The organism is Stenotrophomonas sp. Sm2128 (assembly GCF_030985535.1).
GTDB classification, from domain to species: Bacteria; Pseudomonadota; Gammaproteobacteria; order Xanthomonadales; family Xanthomonadaceae; genus Stenotrophomonas; species Stenotrophomonas maltophilia.
On sequence record NZ_JAPTFQ010000034.1, the window covers coordinates 15,540 to 34,452 of the forward strand.

17 protein-coding genes are annotated in these 18,913 nt (G+C 67.4%); 14 read left to right on the forward strand and 3 right to left on the reverse strand.

Annotation, left to right across the window (positions count from 1 at the left end):
• Positions 1–37: 37 nt before the first annotated feature.
• Positions 38–2,425, reverse strand: coding sequence for a TonB-dependent receptor (locus tag O0K41_RS11450; protein WP_005410769.1), 2,388 nt, complete (start codon positions 2,423–2,425; stop codon positions 38–40).
• 335 nt (positions 2,426–2,760) lie between these two features.
• Between O0K41_RS11450 and O0K41_RS11455 the strand changes: the two genes are divergently transcribed.
• Positions 2,761–4,626 (forward strand): ABC-F family ATP-binding cassette domain-containing protein, encoded by a 1,866-nt coding sequence (locus tag O0K41_RS11455; protein ID WP_005414284.1) that lies wholly within the window; start codon positions 2,761–2,763, stop codon positions 4,624–4,626.
• Between the two features lie 78 nt (positions 4,627–4,704).
• Here the strand turns inward: O0K41_RS11455 and ampR are convergent, their stop codons facing one another.
• Positions 4,705–5,571 carry a LysR family transcriptional regulator AmpR gene (gene ampR, locus O0K41_RS11460; protein ID WP_005410767.1) on the reverse strand — a complete coding sequence of 289 codons (867 nt, stop codon included), beginning with the start codon at positions 5,569–5,571 and terminating at the stop codon, positions 4,705–4,707.
• A gap of 175 nt (positions 5,572–5,746) precedes the next feature.
• Here ampR and blaL2 point away from each other — a divergent pair, with 175 nt between their 5' ends.
• The 3 genes from blaL2 to O0K41_RS11475 all read left to right on the forward strand — a co-directional run bounded on the left by blaL2 (position 5,747) and on the right by O0K41_RS11475 (position 8,653).
• Positions 5,747–6,658: a L2 family extended-spectrum class A beta-lactamase gene (blaL2, locus tag O0K41_RS11465; protein WP_005414283.1), complete on the forward strand. Its 912-nt coding sequence runs from the start codon at positions 5,747–5,749 to the stop codon at positions 6,656–6,658.
• A gap of 85 nt (positions 6,659–6,743) precedes the next feature.
• A complete protein-coding gene (locus O0K41_RS11470) occupies positions 6,744–7,958 on the forward strand; it encodes a cation:proton antiporter (protein WP_005410765.1) in 1,215 nt (404 codons plus the stop codon).
• A 53-nt stretch (positions 7,959–8,011) separates the two neighbouring features.
• Positions 8,012–8,653, forward strand: a complete 642-nt coding sequence (locus O0K41_RS11475; RefSeq protein ID WP_049459363.1) for a hypothetical protein — start codon at positions 8,012–8,014, stop codon at positions 8,651–8,653.
• Between the two features lie 49 nt (positions 8,654–8,702).
• Here the strand turns inward: O0K41_RS11475 and O0K41_RS11480 are convergent, their stop codons facing one another.
• On the reverse strand, positions 8,703–9,440 hold the full coding sequence (locus O0K41_RS11480; protein WP_164223121.1) for a DUF3011 domain-containing protein: 738 nt from the start codon (positions 9,438–9,440) through the stop codon (positions 8,703–8,705).
• Between the two features lie 158 nt (positions 9,441–9,598).
• Here O0K41_RS11480 and aspS point away from each other — a divergent pair, with 158 nt between their 5' ends.
• The 10 genes from aspS to ybgC all read left to right on the forward strand — a co-directional run bounded on the left by aspS (position 9,599) and on the right by ybgC (position 18,904).
• Positions 9,599–11,350, forward strand: a complete 1,752-nt coding sequence (aspS, locus tag O0K41_RS11485) for an aspartate--tRNA ligase (protein ID WP_164223123.1) — start codon at positions 9,599–9,601, stop codon at positions 11,348–11,350.
• 16 nt (positions 11,351–11,366) lie between these two features.
• Positions 11,367–11,684 (forward strand): hypothetical protein, encoded by a 318-nt coding sequence (locus O0K41_RS11490; protein WP_005410761.1) that lies wholly within the window; start codon positions 11,367–11,369, stop codon positions 11,682–11,684.
• A gap of 31 nt (positions 11,685–11,715) precedes the next feature.
• Positions 11,716–12,237 carry a GNAT family N-acetyltransferase gene (locus O0K41_RS11495; protein WP_005410760.1) on the forward strand — a complete coding sequence of 174 codons (522 nt, stop codon included), beginning with the start codon at positions 11,716–11,718 and terminating at the stop codon, positions 12,235–12,237.
• A gap of 75 nt (positions 12,238–12,312) precedes the next feature.
• Positions 12,313–12,945, forward strand: coding sequence for an alpha/beta fold hydrolase (locus tag O0K41_RS11500; RefSeq protein ID WP_049450102.1), 633 nt, complete (start codon positions 12,313–12,315; stop codon positions 12,943–12,945).
• A 186-nt stretch (positions 12,946–13,131) separates the two neighbouring features.
• A complete protein-coding gene (locus O0K41_RS11505; RefSeq protein ID WP_164223126.1) occupies positions 13,132–13,863 on the forward strand; it encodes a YebC/PmpR family DNA-binding transcriptional regulator in 732 nt (243 codons plus the stop codon).
• Between the two features lie 105 nt (positions 13,864–13,968).
• Complete coding sequence (gene ruvC, locus O0K41_RS11510) at positions 13,969–14,490, forward strand: crossover junction endodeoxyribonuclease RuvC (protein ID WP_005410757.1); 522 nt, start codon at positions 13,969–13,971, stop codon at positions 14,488–14,490.
• Positions 14,491–14,503: 13 nt separating this feature from the next.
• On the forward strand, positions 14,504–15,097 hold the full coding sequence (gene ruvA / locus O0K41_RS11515) for a Holliday junction branch migration protein RuvA (RefSeq protein ID WP_005410756.1): 594 nt from the start codon (positions 14,504–14,506) through the stop codon (positions 15,095–15,097).
• Between the two features lie 49 nt (positions 15,098–15,146).
• Positions 15,147–17,066, forward strand: a complete 1,920-nt coding sequence (locus O0K41_RS11520) for a potassium transporter Kup (protein WP_005410755.1) — start codon at positions 15,147–15,149, stop codon at positions 17,064–17,066.
• 376 nt (positions 17,067–17,442) lie between these two features.
• Positions 17,443–18,483, forward strand: coding sequence for a Holliday junction branch migration DNA helicase RuvB (ruvB, locus tag O0K41_RS11525; RefSeq protein WP_005410754.1), 1,041 nt, complete (start codon positions 17,443–17,445; stop codon positions 18,481–18,483).
• Complete coding sequence (gene ybgC / locus O0K41_RS11530; protein ID WP_005410753.1) at positions 18,473–18,904, forward strand: tol-pal system-associated acyl-CoA thioesterase; 432 nt, start codon at positions 18,473–18,475, stop codon at positions 18,902–18,904. Before ruvB ends, ybgC begins: the two co-directional genes overlap by 11 nt.
• The last annotated feature ends 9 nt before the right edge of the window (positions 18,905–18,913 follow it).

Below are 18,913 nucleotides of genomic sequence, written 5' to 3' on the forward strand. Positions count from 1 at the left end.
CGTCGATGGTATGCCGGCCAGCGGCCGGCTCTACCCCTTACCAGGTGTACTTGATCCGCCCGTACACATACGCGCCGTTGAAGCCGAACGGCGAGTAGTTGCTGTACGGCAGCATGCCGAAGGTCGAGTTCTGCAGGTCTTCGGTGCGGTCCGGGTACTTGTCCAGCAGGTTGTCGGCGCCCACGGTCAGGGTCCAGTTGCTGCTCGGCTTGTAGCTGGCCGAGGCATCCACCACCCAGGCGTCGCCGTAGGTCTGGTCACGCAGCGCGGTGGCCGAGTTGCGCACGGTGAATTTGCCGTAGCGGGTGGCGGCCAGGCCCAGTTCCCAGTGGTCCGAGCGCCAGGTGCCGCTCAGGATCGCCTTGTCGCGCGGGTAGCTGTCCTCGATGCGGCCAATTTCATCGCGACCGATCAGCGACTGGGTCAGGCCCAGCGTGCCGAACACCGCCGGGGTGCCGCCAACGCGGCGCACTTCGGTGTCGTTATAGCTGTACGCAGCGGTCAGCTCCAGGCTGCTGGCGTTGAACGGCACCGTGTAGCTGGACACGAAGTCGACGCCACGGGTGCGCGTATCCAGGCCGTTGGTGAAGTAGGAGAACGCGGTCACCTGCGGCAGGCCCAGTGTGCCCAGCAGCGCGCTGGTGGCCGCGTTGGTGGTGATGCTGGACGACAATGCGATGCGGTCATCAATGTCGATCTGGTAGGCGTCGACGGTGATATACAGGCGGTCGACCGGCTGCAGCACCAGGCCCAGGCTGTAGGAGGTGGAAGTTTCGGCCTTCAGCGGCGAGGCGCCCAGCGCCTGCGCGGCCGGGCTGGTGGTCGGGAAGGTGCCACGCTCGACGAATACGCCATTGAGGAACTGGCTGGTGACCGCCTGGTAGCCCTGCTGCGCCAGCGACGGTGCACGGAAGCCACTGGAGGCGGTGGCCCGCAGCGCGACCTTGTCGGTGAATGCATAGCGCGCCGAAAGCTTGCCGGAGAAGCGGTCGCCGAAGTCCGAGTAGTCCTCGTAGCGGCCGGTGATGCCGGCCGAGAACTTCTCGGTCAGGTCCGCTTCCAGGCCAGCATAGACCGCGTAGTTGTGGCGGTCCGCATGCACTTCATTGGTCGGGGTGAAGCCCGCGAAGCCCTGCGCGCCGCTGCCGGTGTACGAGTTCAGCTCGCCCGGGTTCTGGTCCCACTTTTCCTTGCGGTACTCACCACCGAAGGACAGCGTGACCGGGTAGGCCAGGCCCCAGTCCAGCGACTTGGTCAGGTCGGCATTGAAGATGTCCTGCTGGTATTTCAGCGTGCCGTCGTAGAACGAGCGCGGGCTGGTTGCGCCGAGGCTGTAGTTGATGCTGTTGCGGGTGTGGAAGTCGAGGGTGTTCTCACCGTGGTTCAGGCTCAGGTCCCAGGTCCAGCCGTTGTCGGTGTTGCCCTTGACCCCGGCCACCAGCGAGCGGTCCTTCGAATACTGGTTGATCTCCGGCACGAAGCCGTCGGGGTAGGTCTGCGCCAGCAGCGCGCTCTGCCCGCTGTGGTTGCGCGAACGGTAGAACGCGAACGAGGTGATGTCGCGGTTGCTGAGCAGCGCGCTGGCGTAGCCGGTCACGTGGTCGCTGAAGTCGAAGCTGGCGTTGGCCGACGCGGCGGTGGCATCCACGCGCGGGTCGCCGACGATGAAGGTCTTCTGGCCGATGCTGGGGAAGTTGCCGGTGTTCGGCGTGGCGCCGCGGTACGGGCCGGCGCGGTTGCTCTCGTCCTGCTGGCTGATCTGGCCAGCCACGTGCACGCGACCACGGCCGTTGCCGAACTCGATGCCGGTATCGCCGGAGAGCTGGTACTTGTTGCCGTCACCGGCCGAGTACTGGCCGTAGTCCACGGCCAGGCTGCCGCCACGGCCGCTGCCCTTGAGCACGATGTTGATGACGCCTGCAATGGCGTCCGAGCCGTACTGTGCCGACGCACCGTCGCGCAGCACTTCCACGCGCTCGATGGCGGCGATCGGGATCGCATTGATGTCCACCGCCGACGAGCCACGGCCGATGCTGCCGTTGACGTTGATCATCGCCGAGGTGTGGCGGCGCTTGCCGTTGACCAGCACCAGCACCTGGTCCGGCGACAGGCCGCGCAGCTGCGCCGGGCGCACGCCACTGGTGCCGTCGGTCAAGGCCGGGCGCGGGAAGTTCAGCGAGGGCAGGGCGCGCGACAGTGCGGTGGCCAGTTCACTGGTGCCGGTGGACTGCAGCACTTCAGGGGTGATGATGTCGATCGGCGACTGCGATTCGGCGACGGTGCGGTCGGCCACGCGGGTGCCGGTGACGATCACCGTGTCCAGGGTGTTGGCGGCGGTGCCGGCCTGCTGGGCAGCGGCAACGAACGGAGAGCCACCGAGTGCGACAGCGACGGCGGCGGCGATCAGGCTGGTCTTGCGGGTCATCGGGATGGGGCTCCGGTTGGCGGGGGTGGCACCGGAATCGACATCACGGGGGTGAGGCGGACGGCGGTTGTTGCGGTGCGCAAGGCAGGAATTAACGGGATATTCAGTGCCTGTCAAATGGTTGCAACAGGAAAAAACGTTGCAGCAGCAACCATTTAGCGGCAGAGGGCAGCGGCGGGAGGTGGGGCCCGGGGGCTGCGCGGGGCCGACGAGGGAGAGAGTTGGCCTGCCGCCGCGCATCCCGGGGCGCGTCAAGTATTCGTTAACGCTAGAATTACGTCGCAGGAACAGTGCTCACCAGCACATTCCATCCGGTTATATGGACCCCTCCCCCGATGATCTCCCTTCGTAATTTCGCCTTGCGCCGCGGCGAGCGGCTGCTGTTGTCCAATGTCGACCTGACCCTGCACGCCGGTTACCGGGTGGGCGTGGTCGGCCGCAACGGTGCTGGCAAGTCCAGCCTGTTCGCGGCGGTGAAGGGCGAGCTGGAGGCCGACAAGGGTGACGTCGACCTGCCCGGCAAGGTCCGTATCGCCAGCGTGGCCCAGGAAACCCCGTCGCTGCCGGACCCGGCGCTGAGCTTTGTGCTGGGCGGGGATACCGATGTGGCTGCGGTGCTGGCTGAAGAGGCTGAAGCAACCGCGCGCGAAGATTGGGAGGCGGTGGCCAACGCGCACACGAAGATGGCCGAGATGGGGGCCTACGACGCCGAAGCGCGCGCCGGCAAGCTGCTGCACGGCCTCGGTTTCCCGGCCGAGACCCACCACCGCGCGGTGTCCTCGTTCTCCGGCGGCTGGCGCGTACGCCTGAACCTGGCCCGCGCGCTGATGATGCCCAGCGACCTGCTGCTGCTGGACGAACCGACCAACCACCTGGACCTGGACGCGGTGTACTGGCTGGAGCAGTGGCTGCTGAAGTACCCCGGCACCCTGCTGTTGATCTCGCATGACCGCGAGTTCCTCGACAACGTGGCCACCCACACCCTGCACCTGCACGGCGGCGGCGCCAAGCTCTACCCGGGCGGTTATACCGATTTCGAGCGCCAGCGCGCCGAACAGCTGCGCCAGCAGCAGATCGCGCACGAGAAGGAACAGGCCGAGCGCGCCCACCTGCAGAGCTTCATCGACCGCTTCAAGGCACAGGCCAGCAAGGCCGCGCAGGCACAGAGCCGCATGAAGCGCCTGGCCAAGCTGGCCGGCACCGAAGCAGTGCGCGCCGAGCGCGAGTTCCGCATCGAGTTCGCGCCGCCGGCCAAGCTGCCGTTCTCACTGATCCGCCTGAACCATGTCGAGGCCGGCTACGGCAAGGACGCAGTGATCCTGCACAACGTCGGCTTCGGTCTGGAAGCGGGCCAGCGCATTGGCCTGCTCGGCCCGAACGGTGCCGGCAAGACCACCCTGGTGAAGACCCTGGTGGGCGAGCTGGCGCCGATCGTCGGCGAGCGCATGGCGCACCCGGACCTGAAGATCGGCTACTTCGCCCAGCACACGGTGGAGTCGCTGCACGAAGGCCAGTCGCCGATGGAGCACTTCCGCGAGATCGCCCCGGACGCACCGAACCAGTCGTTCCGCGACTTCCTCGGCAAGTGGAACTTCCCGGGTGACCGCGCGTTCGAGCCGGTCGATGGCTTCTCCGGTGGCGAGCGCGCACGCCTGGCGCTGGCGCTGATCGCCTGGCAGCAGCCGAACGTGCTGCTGCTGGACGAACCGACCAACCACCTTGACCTGGAAATGCGCGAAGCGCTGGCCGAAGCACTGGCCACCTTCGAAGGCGCGATCGTGATGGTCTCGCACGACCGCCATCTGATCGGCCTGGTCTGCGATACCTACTGGCGCGTGGCCGATGGCGTGGTCGAGCCGTTCGATGGCGACCTGGATGCCTACGCCGCGTGGCTGCGTACCCGCCCGCAGGCGCAGGGCACCAAGGCGCGCATGGAACAGGTGGAAGAGCCGGTGGTGGTCAAGACCGCCCCGGTGGCGCAGGTGGTGCAGAAGAAGCCGGTGAACCCGCACAAGCTGGCCGCCGCTGAAGCCAAGGTGGCCGAGCTGGAAGGTGCCCTGGCCGAGCTGGACCGCCAGCTGGCCGACCCGGCCAACTACGCCGATGCCACGCGCATGGCCGTGCTTGGCCGCGATCGCGAAACCGCCGCCGCGCAGCTGGAAAAGGCCGAAGCCGCCTGGATGGAACTGCTCGAGTCCTGACCGGTAGTGCCGGCCGCTGGCCGGCAGCGCGATGCGCCTACAACGATCAAGGGGTTGCCGGCCAGCGGCCGGCACTGCCTACCCGCCCTGTGCCTGCAGCCATTCGCGGAAGCGCCTGGCCGGCTCACGTTCGGCACGCGATCGCAACCGCGTCAGCCAGTAGCGCCCCAGCTCCAGCGTGGTGCTGAACGGCTGCAGCAGGCGGCCCTCGGCCAGTTCCTGCTCGAACATGCGCAGCGGCAGCAAGGCCACACCGGCGCCACCGGCGGCCGCCATCGCGACCGTCAACGAGGAATCGAATACCGGCCCGCGCGCTTCCACGCCGCTGACCCCGGCCGCCTGCAGCCAGCGCGGCCATTCGTCGCTGCGGTAGGAACGAAGCAGCGGCAGCGTGCCCAGGTCGCGTGGCTGTTTCAGGCGCCGCGCCAGCGCCGGTGCGCACAGCGGTGCAAACGGCGCGTCGAGGATCGCCGTGCACGCCTGGCCCTGCCAGTCGCCATCACCAAAGCGGATCGCCAGGTCCAGCCCTTCTCCGGCCAGGTCGATGCGGTTGTTGTGGGTCTGCAGGCGCAGCTCGATGTCCGGGTGCGCTGCCTCGAACGCGGCCAGCCGTGGCAGCAGCCAGCCGGTGGCGAAGGTGCCGACCACGCCCAGGGTCAGCACTTCACGCGCAGGTCCGCCGGTGTAACGCGCGATGCTGGCGGAGATGCGTTCGAACGATTCGTTGAGCACCGGATACAGGGCCGCGCCTTCATCGGTGAGCGCCACGCCGCGCGGGAGGCGATGGAACAGGCGGATGCCGAGCCGGTCCTCCAGTCCACGGATCTGGTGGCTCAGTGCGGCCTGGCTGACACACAGCTCCAGCGCGGCACGGGTGAAGTTCTGGTGGCGGGCGGCGGCCTCGAAGGCGCGCAGCGCGTTCAGTGGCAGGGTAGGGTGCAGCATCGTCGAGTCGTGAGCTGGAGTGATGGATGATCCTAACGCTTCAACGAAACATTTCAGAAAATTAAGGGGTTGAATGCGTAAAACATTAATTGAACTAATGTCTCTCGCAGATTTTTTGCGCTGGTCGCCCCCGATCAAGGCTTCAATAATCGAGCGGTCCCCCAGGAGAACCCGCATGCTCGCCCGTCGCCGATTCCTGCAGTTCAGTGGTGCCGCCGTGGCTTCCTCGCTTGCCTTGCCGCTGCTGGCACGTGCAGCGGGCAAGGCCACCGCCAACGCACCCACCGATGCCGCCATCACCGCCGCCAGTGATTTCGCCGCGCTGGAGAAGGCCTGCGCCGGACGCCTCGGCGTGACCCTGCTGGACACTGCCAGCGGTCGCCGCATCAGTCATCGCCAGGACGAGCGCTTCCCGATGTGCAGCACCTTCAAGAGCATGCTGGCGGCCACCGTGCTCAGCCAGGCCGAACGCATGCCGGCATTGCTGGACAGGCGCGTGCCGGTGGGCGAGGCCGATCTGCTCTCGCATGCACCGGTCACCCGCCGCCACGCCGGCAAGGACATGACCGTGCGCGACCTGTGCCGTGCCACGATCATCACCAGCGACAACACCGCCGCCAACCTGCTGTTCGGCGTGGTCGGTGGCCCGCCCGCAGTGACCGCGTTCCTGCGCGCCAGCGGCGACACAGTGAGCCGCAGTGACCGCCTGGAGCCGGAGCTGAACAGCTTTGCCAAGGGCGACCCGCGCGACACCACCACGCCGGCGGCGATGGCCGCGACCCTGCAGCGCGTGGTGTTGGGCGAGGTACTGCAACCGGCTTCGCGGCAGCAGCTGGCCGACTGGCTGATCGACAACGAAACCGGCGACGCCTGCCTGCGCGCGGGCCTGGGCAAGCGCTGGCGCGTGGGTGACAAGACCGGCAGCAATGGTGAAGACGCGCGCAACGACATCGCCGTGCTATGGCCCGTAGCCGGGGGCGCCCCGTGGGTGTTGACGGCTTATCTGCAGGCAGGTGCGATCAGCTACGAGCAACGCGCTAGCGTGCTGGCACAGGTCGGGCGGATTGCCGACCGGTTGATCGGATGAGGTAACCGGGGTCATTCAAACGTGGCTTGCCGGATCGGTTCGGCGCGCGCATCCTGCGCGCGTTCGAACCACACGGAAGTCCCCCATGAGCCATGAACTGATCTACCTGCTGCTGATCTTCGCGCTGCTGGTGATCCCGCGCGCGCTGCAGCGTTTCAGCCTGCCCGCGCCGCTGACCTGCCTGCTGTTCGGCATCATCGGCATGCTCTGGCTGGGCGACCAGGCCCATGATGCGGTGATCGGCCTGCTGGCCACGCTGGGCATTTCCTCGCTGTTCCTGTTCGCCGGCCTGGAAGTGGACCTGCAGGCGCTGCGCCGTGGCATGTGGCCGCTGCTGGCGCACCTGGTGATCCGTACCGGCACGCTGTTCGGCGTGGGCTGGCTGGCCTGGCGCTATGCGGGGCTGCCGTGGCAGGCCGCCGGGCTGCTGGCGCTGGCGCTGCTGACGCCGTCCACGGGCTTCATCATGGACTCGCTGTCGCGGCTGGGCCTCAGCGAAGACGAGCGGTTCTGGGTGACCAGCAAGGCCATCGCCGGTGAACTGCTGGCGCTGGCGGCGTTGTTCATCGTGCTGCAGGCCGGTGACCCAGGGCACATGGCGTTGTCCAGCCTGGCACTGCTGGCGATGATGATCGGCCTGCCGCTGCTGTTCATCGCGCTGGGCCGCTGGGTGGCACCGCACGCGCCGGGCTCGGAATTCTCGCTGCTGGTGATGGTCGGCATGGTGGCGGCCTACATCACCTACCTGCTGGGCGTGTACTACCTGGTTGGCGCGTTCATCGCCGGCCTGGTCGCGCGCCTGCTGCACCAGCGCATGCCGCTGCTGGCCTCGCACGAGAACCTGCACGCGCTGCGCCTGTTCGCCTCGTTCTTCGTGCCGTTCTACTTCTTCAACGCCGGCACCAAGGTGCCCGCCGAAGCGCTGAGCTTCGAGGCGCTGGGGCTGGGCATCGTGATCACCCTGGTGGTGCTGCCGCTGCGCATCGGCGTGGTCTGGCTGCAGCGCCGGGTGATGTTCGGCGAGAGCTTCCGCAGCAGCCTGCGGGTCTCGCTGGCGCTGGCACCGACGCTGATCTTCACCCTGGTGCTGGCGGCGATCATGCGTGAGCGCTTCCAGATTCCGGCGGTGCTGTTCGGTGCGCTGCTGCTGTACGCGGCGCTGACCACGCTGTTGCCGTCGCTGGTGTTCCGTACACCGTTTGACGTTGATCCGGTGGAGCAGGAGCCGGCCGGCGAGGGCGAGGCCGCACCGGTGGCGGCGACCGAAGCACTGCCGGCAGCACCGTCTGCCGAGCGCTGAGCGGGACTGGCGCGCGGTTTGCGCCCATCGTCCATGGCCGTTAGGGTTGGGGCATGAGACCGATTGCCGTTGCCACTACCGCCGCCCTCCTGCTCAGCCTCGCTGCGTGCACGCAGCGCTCCGATACGGTCGCCCACGATCTGGCGACCGCACCGGCCGATGCGTTCATGGCCGCCATCGCCGCACATTGCGGCCAGGCCTACGTCGGCAAGGTGGTGGAGGACACGCCTGCACCGACCGCCAAGGATCCGTTCGCCGGGCAGCGCCTGGTCATGCATGTGCGCGGCTGCGCCGACCCGGCGCACGAGCTGCGCATCCCGTTCCATGTCGGTGATGACCACTCGCGGACCTGGGTGCTGACCCGCACGCCGAACGGGCTGCGGCTGAAGCACGACCATCGCCACGAAGACGGCAGCCCCGACGCGATCACCCTGTACGGTGGCGACAGCACGCCGCCGGGCACCGCCGAGCGCCAGCAGTTTCCGGCCGATGCCGATTCGGTGGCGATGTTCCGCCGTGCCGACATGCTGGCTTCCACGCACAACACCTGGGCAATGGAGATCGATCCGGACCAGACGTTCGTCTACGAACTGACGCGCCCGGACGGCCGCCGCTTCCGCGTCCAGTTCGACCTGAGCAAGCCGGTCGAACTGCCACCGCCACCGTGGGGCGACGACACAGCACCCGCGCCGTGATCCCGGGGGCGGATCCCTCCTGCGGAGGGCTCTGACCCCGACCCTGCACTCACCGCGTGCCGAAGCGCGCCCGGCAGCCGTTGCTCACCCACACCTGGCCACGCGAGTAACCCCAGCTGCGGCCTTCCTGGCAGACGCTGCCCGACAGCTGCTGCTGCAGCACCGGCCGGCCCTGGCGCTCATCCCAGTCGCAGGTCTGCGAGCGGTTGTTGTTGCTGCTGCAGGTGACGGAATAGTTGCTGTTGCCACCGCCCCAGCCGCCACCGCCCCAGCCGCGGGCCTCGGCGAATTCGGCGCGGCAGCCATTGCTGACCCATACCGCGCCGTTGCGCACACCCCAGGTACGGCCCTCGTCGCAAGGGCTGCCGGACAACTGGCGGACCAAGCGGGCATTGCGCCAGCCGACCGGGCAGCTGCGCTCGCGGTTGTTCTGGCTTTCGCAGCGGATGGTCTCGCCGGGGCGACCGTTGTTGCCTCCCCAGCCACCGCCATTGCCGCCGCCCCAGCCACCACGGGCCTCGACGAACTCGGCGCGGCAACCGTTGGTGACCCAGATGCTGCCATTGCGGCTGCCCCAGGAGCGCCCTTCCTCGCAGGGGCTGCCAGACAACTGGCGGACCAGCTGCGCGCCGCGCCAGCCGGTGTTGCAGACCCGTTCGCGGTTGCTCTGGCTTTCGCAGCGGATCACCCCGTTCTGCGCAGAGGCGGACGGAGCGGGCAGGGAAAGGGTGCCCAGCGCACCCAGGCTGAGGGTCACGGCCAGGCTGGCCAGGGACAGCGGTTTCATGGCGGCATCCCATACGGTGGCAGGTGCCCGACTATAGGGAGGGGGATGATCAAGCCGGTGTGACTGGCCGGATTTGCCCCAGCCGGGGCCTCGGCCGCAGAATACGAGGCTTTCCGGCCCCCACCCGGTGCCGGCGTTCTCCAGCGGAGCTTCCCCCCATGCGTACCCACTTCTGCGGCCTGGTCGACGAGACCCTGATTGGCCAGACTGTCACCCTCGCCGGCTGGACCGACGTGGCCCGTAACCAGGGCGGCGTCTGCTTCATCGATCTCCGCGATCACGAAGGCATCGTGCAGGTGACGGTGGAGGTCGACAATGCCGAAGTGTTCGCGGTGGCCGCGTCGCTGGGCTACGAGGATGTGCTGCAGGTGGAAGGCGTCGTGCGTGCCCGCCACGCGGTGAACGACAAGATGCGCACCGGCAAGGTGGAAGTGATCGCCACCGCCATCACCGTGCTGAACAAGGCTGCGCCGCTGCCGTTCCACGCCCACGAGAACCCGGGCGAGGAAACCCGCCTGAAGTACCGCTACCTGGACCTGCGCCGCCCGGAAATGCAGCGCATGCAGCGCACCCGCATCAAGCTGGTGCAGGCGCTGCGCCGCCACCTGGACGAAAAGGGCTTCCAGGACATCGAAACCCCGATCCTGACCAAGGCCACCCCGGAAGGCGCACGCGACTTCCTGGTGCCGGCGCGCATGCACCCGGGCGAGTTCTACGCACTGCCTCAGAGCCCGCAGCTGTTCAAGCAGATCCTGATGGTGGCCGGCTTCGACCGCTACTACCAGATCGCGCGCTGCTTCCGCGACGAGGCCCTGCGTGCCGATCGCCAGCTGGAGTTCACCCAGCTGGACATGGAATTCGCCTTCGTCCGCGAGCGCGACGTGCAGGATTTCGTCGAGGACATGATCCGCGCCATCTTCAAGGAAGTGGTGGACGTGCAGCTGGACGCCAGCTTCCCGCGCATGACCTGGGCCGAGGCCATGCGCCGCTACGGCTCGGACAAGCCGGACCTGCGCATCGCGCTGGAGCTGGTGGACGTGGCCGAACTGGTCAGGGACAGCGAGTTCCCGGTGTTCACCGGCCCGGCCAATGATGCCGAGGGCCGCGTCGCTGCGCTGCGCATCCCGGGCGGTGCGTCGCTGTCGCGCAAGCAGATCGACGAATACGCCGCGCATGCCGCCAAGTACGGCGCCAAGGGCCTGGCCTACATCAAGATCGCCGACAACGGCGAAATCAGCTCGCCGATCGAGAAGTTCTTCAGCGAAGCGTCGTTCGCCGCGCTGGTCGCCCACGTCGGCGCCGGCAACGGCGACATCGTGTTCTTCGGTGCCGGCGGCTACAACAAGGTCTCCGACTTCATGGGCGCGCTGCGCCTGAAGGCCGGCAAGGACTTCGGCCTGGTCGCCGACGGCTGGGCACCGCTGTGGGTCACCGACTTCCCGATGTTCGAGTGGGACGAGGAAGAACAGCGCTACGTCGCCCTGCATCACCCCTTCACCGCACCGGCCGTGGACGACATCGCCGACCTGCGCGCCAATGCCCGTACCGCCGTTTCGCGCGGCTACGACATGGTGCTCAACGGCAATGAGATCGGCGGCGGTTCGATCCGTATCCACCGTCCGGACATGCAGAGCGCGGTGTTCGAGCTGCTGGGCATCGGTGCCGAAGAAGCCCGTGCCAAGTTCGGCTTCCTGCTCGACGCGCTGAACTACGGCGCGCCGCCGCACGGTGGCATCGCCTTCGGCATCGACCGCATCGCCGCGCTGATGGCCGGCACCGAGTCGATCCGCGACGTCATCCCGTTCCCGAAGACCACTGGTGCACAGGATCTGATGACCGACGCGCCGTCGCCGATCGTCGACGCGCAGCTGGCCGAAGTGCACATCCAGGTTCGCCCCAAGACCAACTGATCAGGAGATCCAGGCAATGACCGAGTTTGCGTTTTCGCTGGAGTGGGAAAAGCTGGGCAATGAAGGCTCCGAGGCCAACCTGGTCACCGAGCGTGCACGCGTGTTCGGCGGTTGGCTGGTCCGCGTCGGTACCAACCCGGCCGCGATGGCCCTGACCTTCGTCGCCGACGGCGAAGGCCGTTGGGATGGAGAAGACTTCGGCGTCGAGGATTACGAGGACGACGAAGAGGAAGAGTACGACGAGGACGAGGAAGGCGAAGAAGACGAGGACGAAGAGGAATACGAGGAAGAGGACGAGGAAGACGAAGAAGCGGAATCGTCGGAAAAGGCTTGACCCGCGCTTCGCCCTGACGTCAACTTCCTGCATGTATTCGATCCGCCGCGCCACCGTGGACGACGCGCCGACCCTGTCGGCGCTGGCCGCCCGCACGTTCACCGAAACCTTCGGCCATCTGTATCCGCCGCAGGACCTGCAGGCCTTCCTTGAGGAGGCCTACACGGTCGAGCGCCAGCGCGTGATCCTGGCCCACCCGGATTACGCGGTGTGGCTGCTGGAGCTGGACGGGGAGGCGGTCGGCCATGCCGCCGCCGGCCCCTGTGGCCTGCCGCACCCGGACGTGAAGCCCGGTGACGGCGAACTCAAGCGCCTGTACCTGATCAAGACGCAGCAAAGCTGCGGCTGGGGCAGCCGCCTGCTGGAAACCGCGCTGGCCTGGCTGGAACACGAGGGCCCGCGCACCCTGTGGTTGGGCGTGTGGTCGGAGAACTTCGGCGCACAGCGCTTCTACGCCCGCTACGGTTTCGAGAAGGCCGGCGAATACCTGTTCCCGGTGGGCGACACGAACGATCTCGAATTCATCCTGCGCCGCGCACCGCGCGCGGCCTGATGTTCACTGCCGCTTGCTGCGCGCGCGTGTTCAATCACCGTACGTTCCTGCCCCGCTGACCGCCAGGCTGTTTGCATGACTCCCCCCGTATTGCTGCTGCATGGCATCTGGAATGCCCGCGCCTGGGTCGGGCCGCTGGCCTGGCGCCTGCGCGCGCGCGGCTTCCAGGTGCACGCGTTTGGTTATTCCTCGGTGTTCGGTGGCCCGGACGTGGCCGTACCGCAGCTGCTGGAGCGGCTGGCCGACGCCGGCCCGCTGAGTTTGGTCGGCCACAGCCTGGGCGGGCTGCTGGCGCTGGAAGCGCTGCGGTGCAATCCGCAGCTGCCGGTGCAGCGCGTGGTCTGCCTGGGTTCACCGCTGCGCGGCAGTGGTACCGCGCGCTCGTTGTCCGATCATGGCTGGGGCCTGGCGCTGGGGCGCAGCAGCGAGCTGCTGCTGGACGGACTGCCGGACTGGCAGGGCAAGGCCGAGGTCGGTCTGATCGCCGGTTCGGTGCCGCACGGTCTGGGCAGCCTGCTGGGCGCGATGGACGACGCCTCCGATGGCACCGTGGCCCTGGCCGAAACCCGCCTGCCGGGCCTGACCGATCATTGCGTGGTGCGCACCAGCCACAGCGGCCTCGTGGTGTCGCCGGATGCCGCGCGGCAGACCGCGCATTTCCTGCGCCACGGCCAGTTTGACCACAGCCGCGACGCCGCCGCCGCGTAATCTGGTAGGGGCGACCGCCTTGGCTCGGTGGGTGCGAACCGTCCTGCCCTGGTGGGTGCGAACCGTTGGTTCGCACGCGCTTCGCCGGGCCATGCCCGACGGCATCTCTCCGCCCTAGACACGGTTGCCGCCCCCGATCAGGTAGAATCCGCGCCTTGATCCTGAAGCAGCCAGACGGTAGCACCCATGGGTAGAGGCCCCTCCATCGAAGCCCGCAAGAACGCGTCCGACGCGAAGCGCGGCAAGATTTTCACCAAGATCATCCGCGAGATCGGCGTTGCCGCGCGCGGCGGTGGAGGCGACCCCAACAACAACCCGCGCCTGCGCGTGGCGGTGGACAAGGGCCTGGCCGTGAACATGTCCAAGGACGTGATCGAGCGCGCCATCAAGAAGGCCACCGGTGAACTGGAAGGCGTCGACTACGAGGAAATCCGCTACGAAGGCTACGCCCCGGGTGGCGTGGCCGTGATCGTCGACTGCCTGACCGACAACCGCGTGCGCACCGTGGCCGATGTCCGCCATGTGTTCAGCAAGTGCGGCGGCAACATGGGCACCGAAGGCTCGGTGGCCTTCATGTTCAAGCGCCTGGGCGTGCTCAGCTTCGCCCCGGGTGCCGACGAGGAAGCCATCACCGAGGCGGCCATCGAGGCCGGCGCTGATGACATCGTGGTCTATCCGGACGATGGCTCGATCGATGTGGTCACCAGCCCTGACGCGTTCAGCGCAGTCAAGGACGCGATGGCTGCCGCTGGCCATGTCGCCGACCACGCCGAGATCACCTTCCGCGCCGACAACGACATCAAGGTCGAGGGCGAGGTCGCCCTGCAGGTCAAGAAGCTGCTGGACATGCTGGAAGACCTGGACGACGTGCAGGACGTGTATTCCAACGCCGAACTCGGCGCCGACGCCTACGCCTGAGCCGTCTTCGACGGCCTGGGCGCGGGCCGTTGAACGGTCACCGCGGACAGTCATGAGCCCATACGCCTGCCAGCGCATTCCGTTCCGCCCCGCCAGGAGTGCAGCATGACCCGCATCCTCGGCATCGACCCCGGTTCGCAGCGGACCGGGGTCGGCATCATTGATGTCGATGCCACCGGCCGCGTCAGCTACGTGCACCACCAGCCGCTGGTGCTGCTGGGCGCTGACGACTTCCCGCAGCGCATGAAGCTGCTGGTGCTGGGCCTGGCCGACCTGTGCCGCGAGTATGAGCCGCAGGAAGTGGCCATCGAACGCGTGTTCATGGCCCGCAACCCCGATTCGGCATTGAAGCTGGGCCAGGCCCGTGGCGCGGCGATCTCGGCGGTGGTGCTGCGCGACCTGCCGGTGCACGAATATGCTGCCAGCGAGATCAAGCTGGCGGTTGTCGGGCGCGGTGGCGCCGAAAAGCAACAGGTTCAACACATGGTCGGGCTCATGCTCAACCTGAAAATCAAGCTGCAGGCCGACGCGGCCGACGCGTTGGCGGTGGCGATCACCCATGCCCACGTAAGGGCGACGGCCAACCGCCTGGGGCTCAGTGCCCGCCAGGCATGGGGCCGCAAATGAGGAGCTGCACGCAATGATCGGTCGACTGCGCGGCATCGTTGCCTACAAGGCGCCGCCGTGGCTGGTGGTGGACGTGAACGGAGTGGGCTACGAACTGGAGGCGCCGATGAGCACCTTCTACGACCTGCCCGAGCTCGGCCGCGAGGTCACCCTGTATACCCACTACTCGCAGAAGGAAGACAGCGTCTCGCTGTACGGCTTCCTGCGCGAGGGCGAGCGGCGCCTGTTCCGCGACGTGCAGAAGGTCAGCGGCATCGGCGCGAAGATCGCGCTGGCCGTGCTGTCCGGCGTCACCGTCGAGGAGTTCGCGCGCATGGTCCAGGCCGGTGACATCACCGCGCTGACCCGCATTCCGGGCATCGGCAAGAAGACCGCCGAGCGCATGGTGCTGGAGCTGCGTGACCGCGCGGCCCAGTTCGGTGCCGGCGGCGCGCTGCCCACCGGCAGTGGCCCGGCCCCGGCCGACCCGCTGTCCGATGCCACCGTGGCGCTGCAGCAGCTGGGCTACAAGCCGGCTGAAGCCGCGCGCATGGCCCGGGACGCCTTCAATGAAGGCGACGAAGTGGCCACCGTGATCCGCAAGGCGCTGCAGTCGGCGCTGCGTTGATCCGCCTTCCTTTCCTTCAACAAACCGCCTGAGCTTCGCCAGGAGTCCCATGTCCAGCAGTCAAACCCCGCACGCAGCCGCCCCCGGCGGCCATGGCCACGCCCCCTCCGCTGGAGGACTGGCGCTGGTCATCGGTGCGATCGGCGTGGTCTTCGGCGATATCGGTACCAGCCCGCTGTACACCCTGAAGGAGGCGTTCTCGCCGCACTACGGGCTCAACAGCGACCACGATACCGTGCTGGGCGTGCTGTCGCTGGCGTTCTGGGCGCTGAACCTGGTGGTGACGCTGAAGTACGTCACCATCATCATGCGCGCCGACAATGATGGCGAGGGTGGCATCATGGCGCTGATGGCGTTGACCCAGCGCACGCTGCGCAATGGTTCGCGCTCGGCTTATGTGGTGGGCATCCTCGGCATCTTCGGCGCCTCGCTGTTCTTCGGCGACGGCGTGATCACCCCGGCCATGTCCGTGCTCAGTGCGGTCGAAGGCCTGGAGGTGGCCGCGCCCGGACTGCATGTCTTCATCGTGCCGGTCACCCTGGTGGTGCTGCTGGCAGTGTTCGCCGCGCAACGCTTCGGTACCGAGAAGATCGGCAAGGCGTTCGGCCCGATCATGGCAATCTGGTTCGTATCGCTGGCGGCGATCGGCATCTACAACATTGTCGATGCGCCCGAGGTGCTGAAGGCCTTCAACCCGTGGTGGGGCATCCGCTTCTTCATGGAGCACGGCTGGCACGGCATCTTCATTCTCGGTGCAGTGGTGCTGGCGGTGACCGGCGGCGAAGCGCTGTATGCGGACATGGGCCACTTCGGCCTGCGCCCGATCCGCCACGCCTGGTACTTCTTCGTGCTGCCGTGCCTGGTGCTGAACTACCTAGGGCAGGGCGCACTGGTGCTCAACCACCCCGAGGCCCTGAAGAACCCGTTCTTCGAGGCGGTGCCCTCGTGGGCGCTGTACCCGATGATCATCCTGGCCACCATGGCGGCGGTGATCGCCTCGCAGTCGGTCATCACCGGCGCGTTCTCGGTCTCGCGCCAGGCCATGCAGCTGGGCTACATCCCGCGCATGCGCATCAAGCACACCTCGCACGACACCATCGGCCAGATCTACATCCCGGGCATCAACTGGGGCATCGCGGTGATGGTGTTCGGCCTGGTGCTGGCGTTCCGCAGTTCGTCCAACCTGGCCGTGGCCTACGGCATCTCGGTGTCGGCCACGATGCTGATCGACACCCTGCTGCTGGCCGTGGTGGCACGTTCGCTGTGGCCGAAGTCGCGTGGCTGGCTGCTGCCGCTGTGCGTGGTGTTCTTCATCATCGACCTCGGCTTCGTCATCGCCAACGGCGCCAAGCTGCTGCAGGGCGCCTGGTTCCCGGTGGTGCTGGGCATCTTCCTGTTCACCATGATGCGCACCTGGCGGCGTGGCCGCGAGCTGCTGCGTGATGAGATCCGCAAGGACGGCATCCGCCTGGACACCTTCCTACCGGGCCTGATGCTGGCACCGCCGGTACGCGTACCGGGCACCGCGGTGTTCCTCACCGCCGACCCGACCGTGGCCCCGCACGCGCTGATGCACAACCTCAAGCACAACAAGGTGCTGCACGAGCGCAACGTGTTCCTGCACGTGGAAACCCTGCCCATTCCCTATGCGATGGAAGGGCAGCGGCTGAAGATCGAGTCGGTGGGCGACGAGTTCTACCGGGTCTATGTGCGCTTCGGTTTCATGGAAACCCCGGACGTGCCGCTGGCGCTGATGCGCTCGTGTGACCACGGTGGCATCTACTTCGACCCGATGGACACCACCTTCTTCGCCAGCCGCGAAACCATTGTGGCCACCGCCAACCGCGGCATGCCGATCTGGCGCGACAAGCTGTTCGCGCTGATGCACCGGAATGCCGCGCCCGCGACCGGCTTCTTCCGGATTCCGGGCAACCGCCTGGTCGAACTCGGCGCGCAGGTGGAGATCTGACCGCGCGGGGTCGGATCCCTTTTCCGCAGGAAAAGGGCTCTGACCCCGAGTTCGGTTCGTTCCATCCAGCGCCATCCACGCACGGTGTGGATCTACCGTGTCGACCAAGGTCGACACCCACCAAGAGCAGGCCATGCCATTCCGGCAGATTGCGCAGATCTGTCGAAGGCGGGGTGGGTCCGGTTGCGGGGGTGTGAGCGGCATGGATGCCGCGACCAAGCCCCCATGGATGGGTTTACGGCGTCCCCCTCAACCGGACCCACCCCGCCATCCCATGGCATGCCCGCTTCTGCTTCGGCCTTTGACGTTGCTCCGGCCTCTGCGGGTGCCGGGCGCAGCCCGGCCGAAACCCGCACTTTTGCCGCATAATCAGCACATGACCGACGACCGCATCATCGGCGCCGGCGCCACCCGCGAGGATGACGCCGCCGACGCCAGCATCCGCCCCAAGCGCCTTGCCGACTACCTCGGCCAGGTGCCGGTGCGCGAGCAGATGGAAATCTACATCCAGGCGGCCAAGGGGCGTGGCGACGCGCTCGACCACGTACTGATCTTCGGGCCGCCGGGCCTGGGCAAGACCACCCTCAGCCATGTCATTGCCAACGAACTGGGCGTGGCCCTGCGCGTGACCTCCGGCCCGGTGATCGAAAAGGCCGGCGACCTGGCTGCGCTGCTGACCAACCTGCAGCCGCACGACGTGCTGTTCATCGACGAGATCCATCGCCTGTCGCCGGTGGTCGAGGAAGTGCTGTACCCGGCGATGGAAGATTTCCAGATCGACATCATGATCGGCGAGGGCCCCGCCGCCCGCTCGATCAAGATCGACCTGCCGCCGTTCACCCTGATCGGCGCCACCACCCGCGCCGGCCTGCTGACCGCGCCGCTGCGCGACCGCTTCGGCATCGTCCAGCGCCTGGAGTTCTACAGCGTCGAGGAACTGACCCGTATCGTGCGCCGCTCCGCCAGCATCCTCGGCATCGACTGCACCGCCGATGGGGCAGGGGAGATCGCGCGCCGCGCGCGTGGTACCCCGCGTATCGCCAACCGCCTGCTGCGACGCGTGCGCGACTATGCGCAGGTCAAGGCCGGTGGCCACATCGACGAGCCCGTGGCCCAGGCCGCGATGAAGATGCTCAAGGTCGACCCGGAAGGCTTCGACGAGCTTGACCGGCGCCTGCTCAAGACCATGGTCGACTACTTCGATGGTGGCCCGGTCGGCATCGAATCGCTGGCCGCGGCGCTGTCCGAAGAGCGTGGCACGCTGGAAGACGTGGTCGAGCCGTACCTGATCCAGCAGGGCTTCCTGGTGCGTACCGCGCGTGGCCGCATGGCCACCCACAAGGCCTACCGGCACATGGGTCTGAAGCCGAAGAACCCGCCGCAGGACCTGTTCGCGGAGGTTCCCGATGTCGGTTGAGCCACTATTCAGTTGGCCGACACGCATTTACTGGGAAGATACCGACGCTGGCGGCGTGGTCTACCACGCCCGCTACGTGGCCTTCATGGAACGGGCCCGGACCGAATGGATGCGTGCGCTGGGCTACGGCCAGGAGCGCATGCGCGCCGAGCACGGGATGGTCTTCGCGGTGCGCTCGATGCAGATGGATTTCATCAGGCCGGCACGGCTGGATGACACCCTGCAGGTGAGCGCCCGCCTGGTCCAGCTGAAGAAGGCCAGCATGGTCTTCGACCAGCAGATCCTGCGCGACGGCGAATTGCTGCTGTCGGCCCAGGTCCGCATCGCCGCACTGGACGCGGCCAGTTTCCGCCCGCGTGGCATGGACGAGGCCGTCCTTGCCGTGCTGCAACCCCACCTCCACCCCGAATCCGAACACTGAGGAACAACG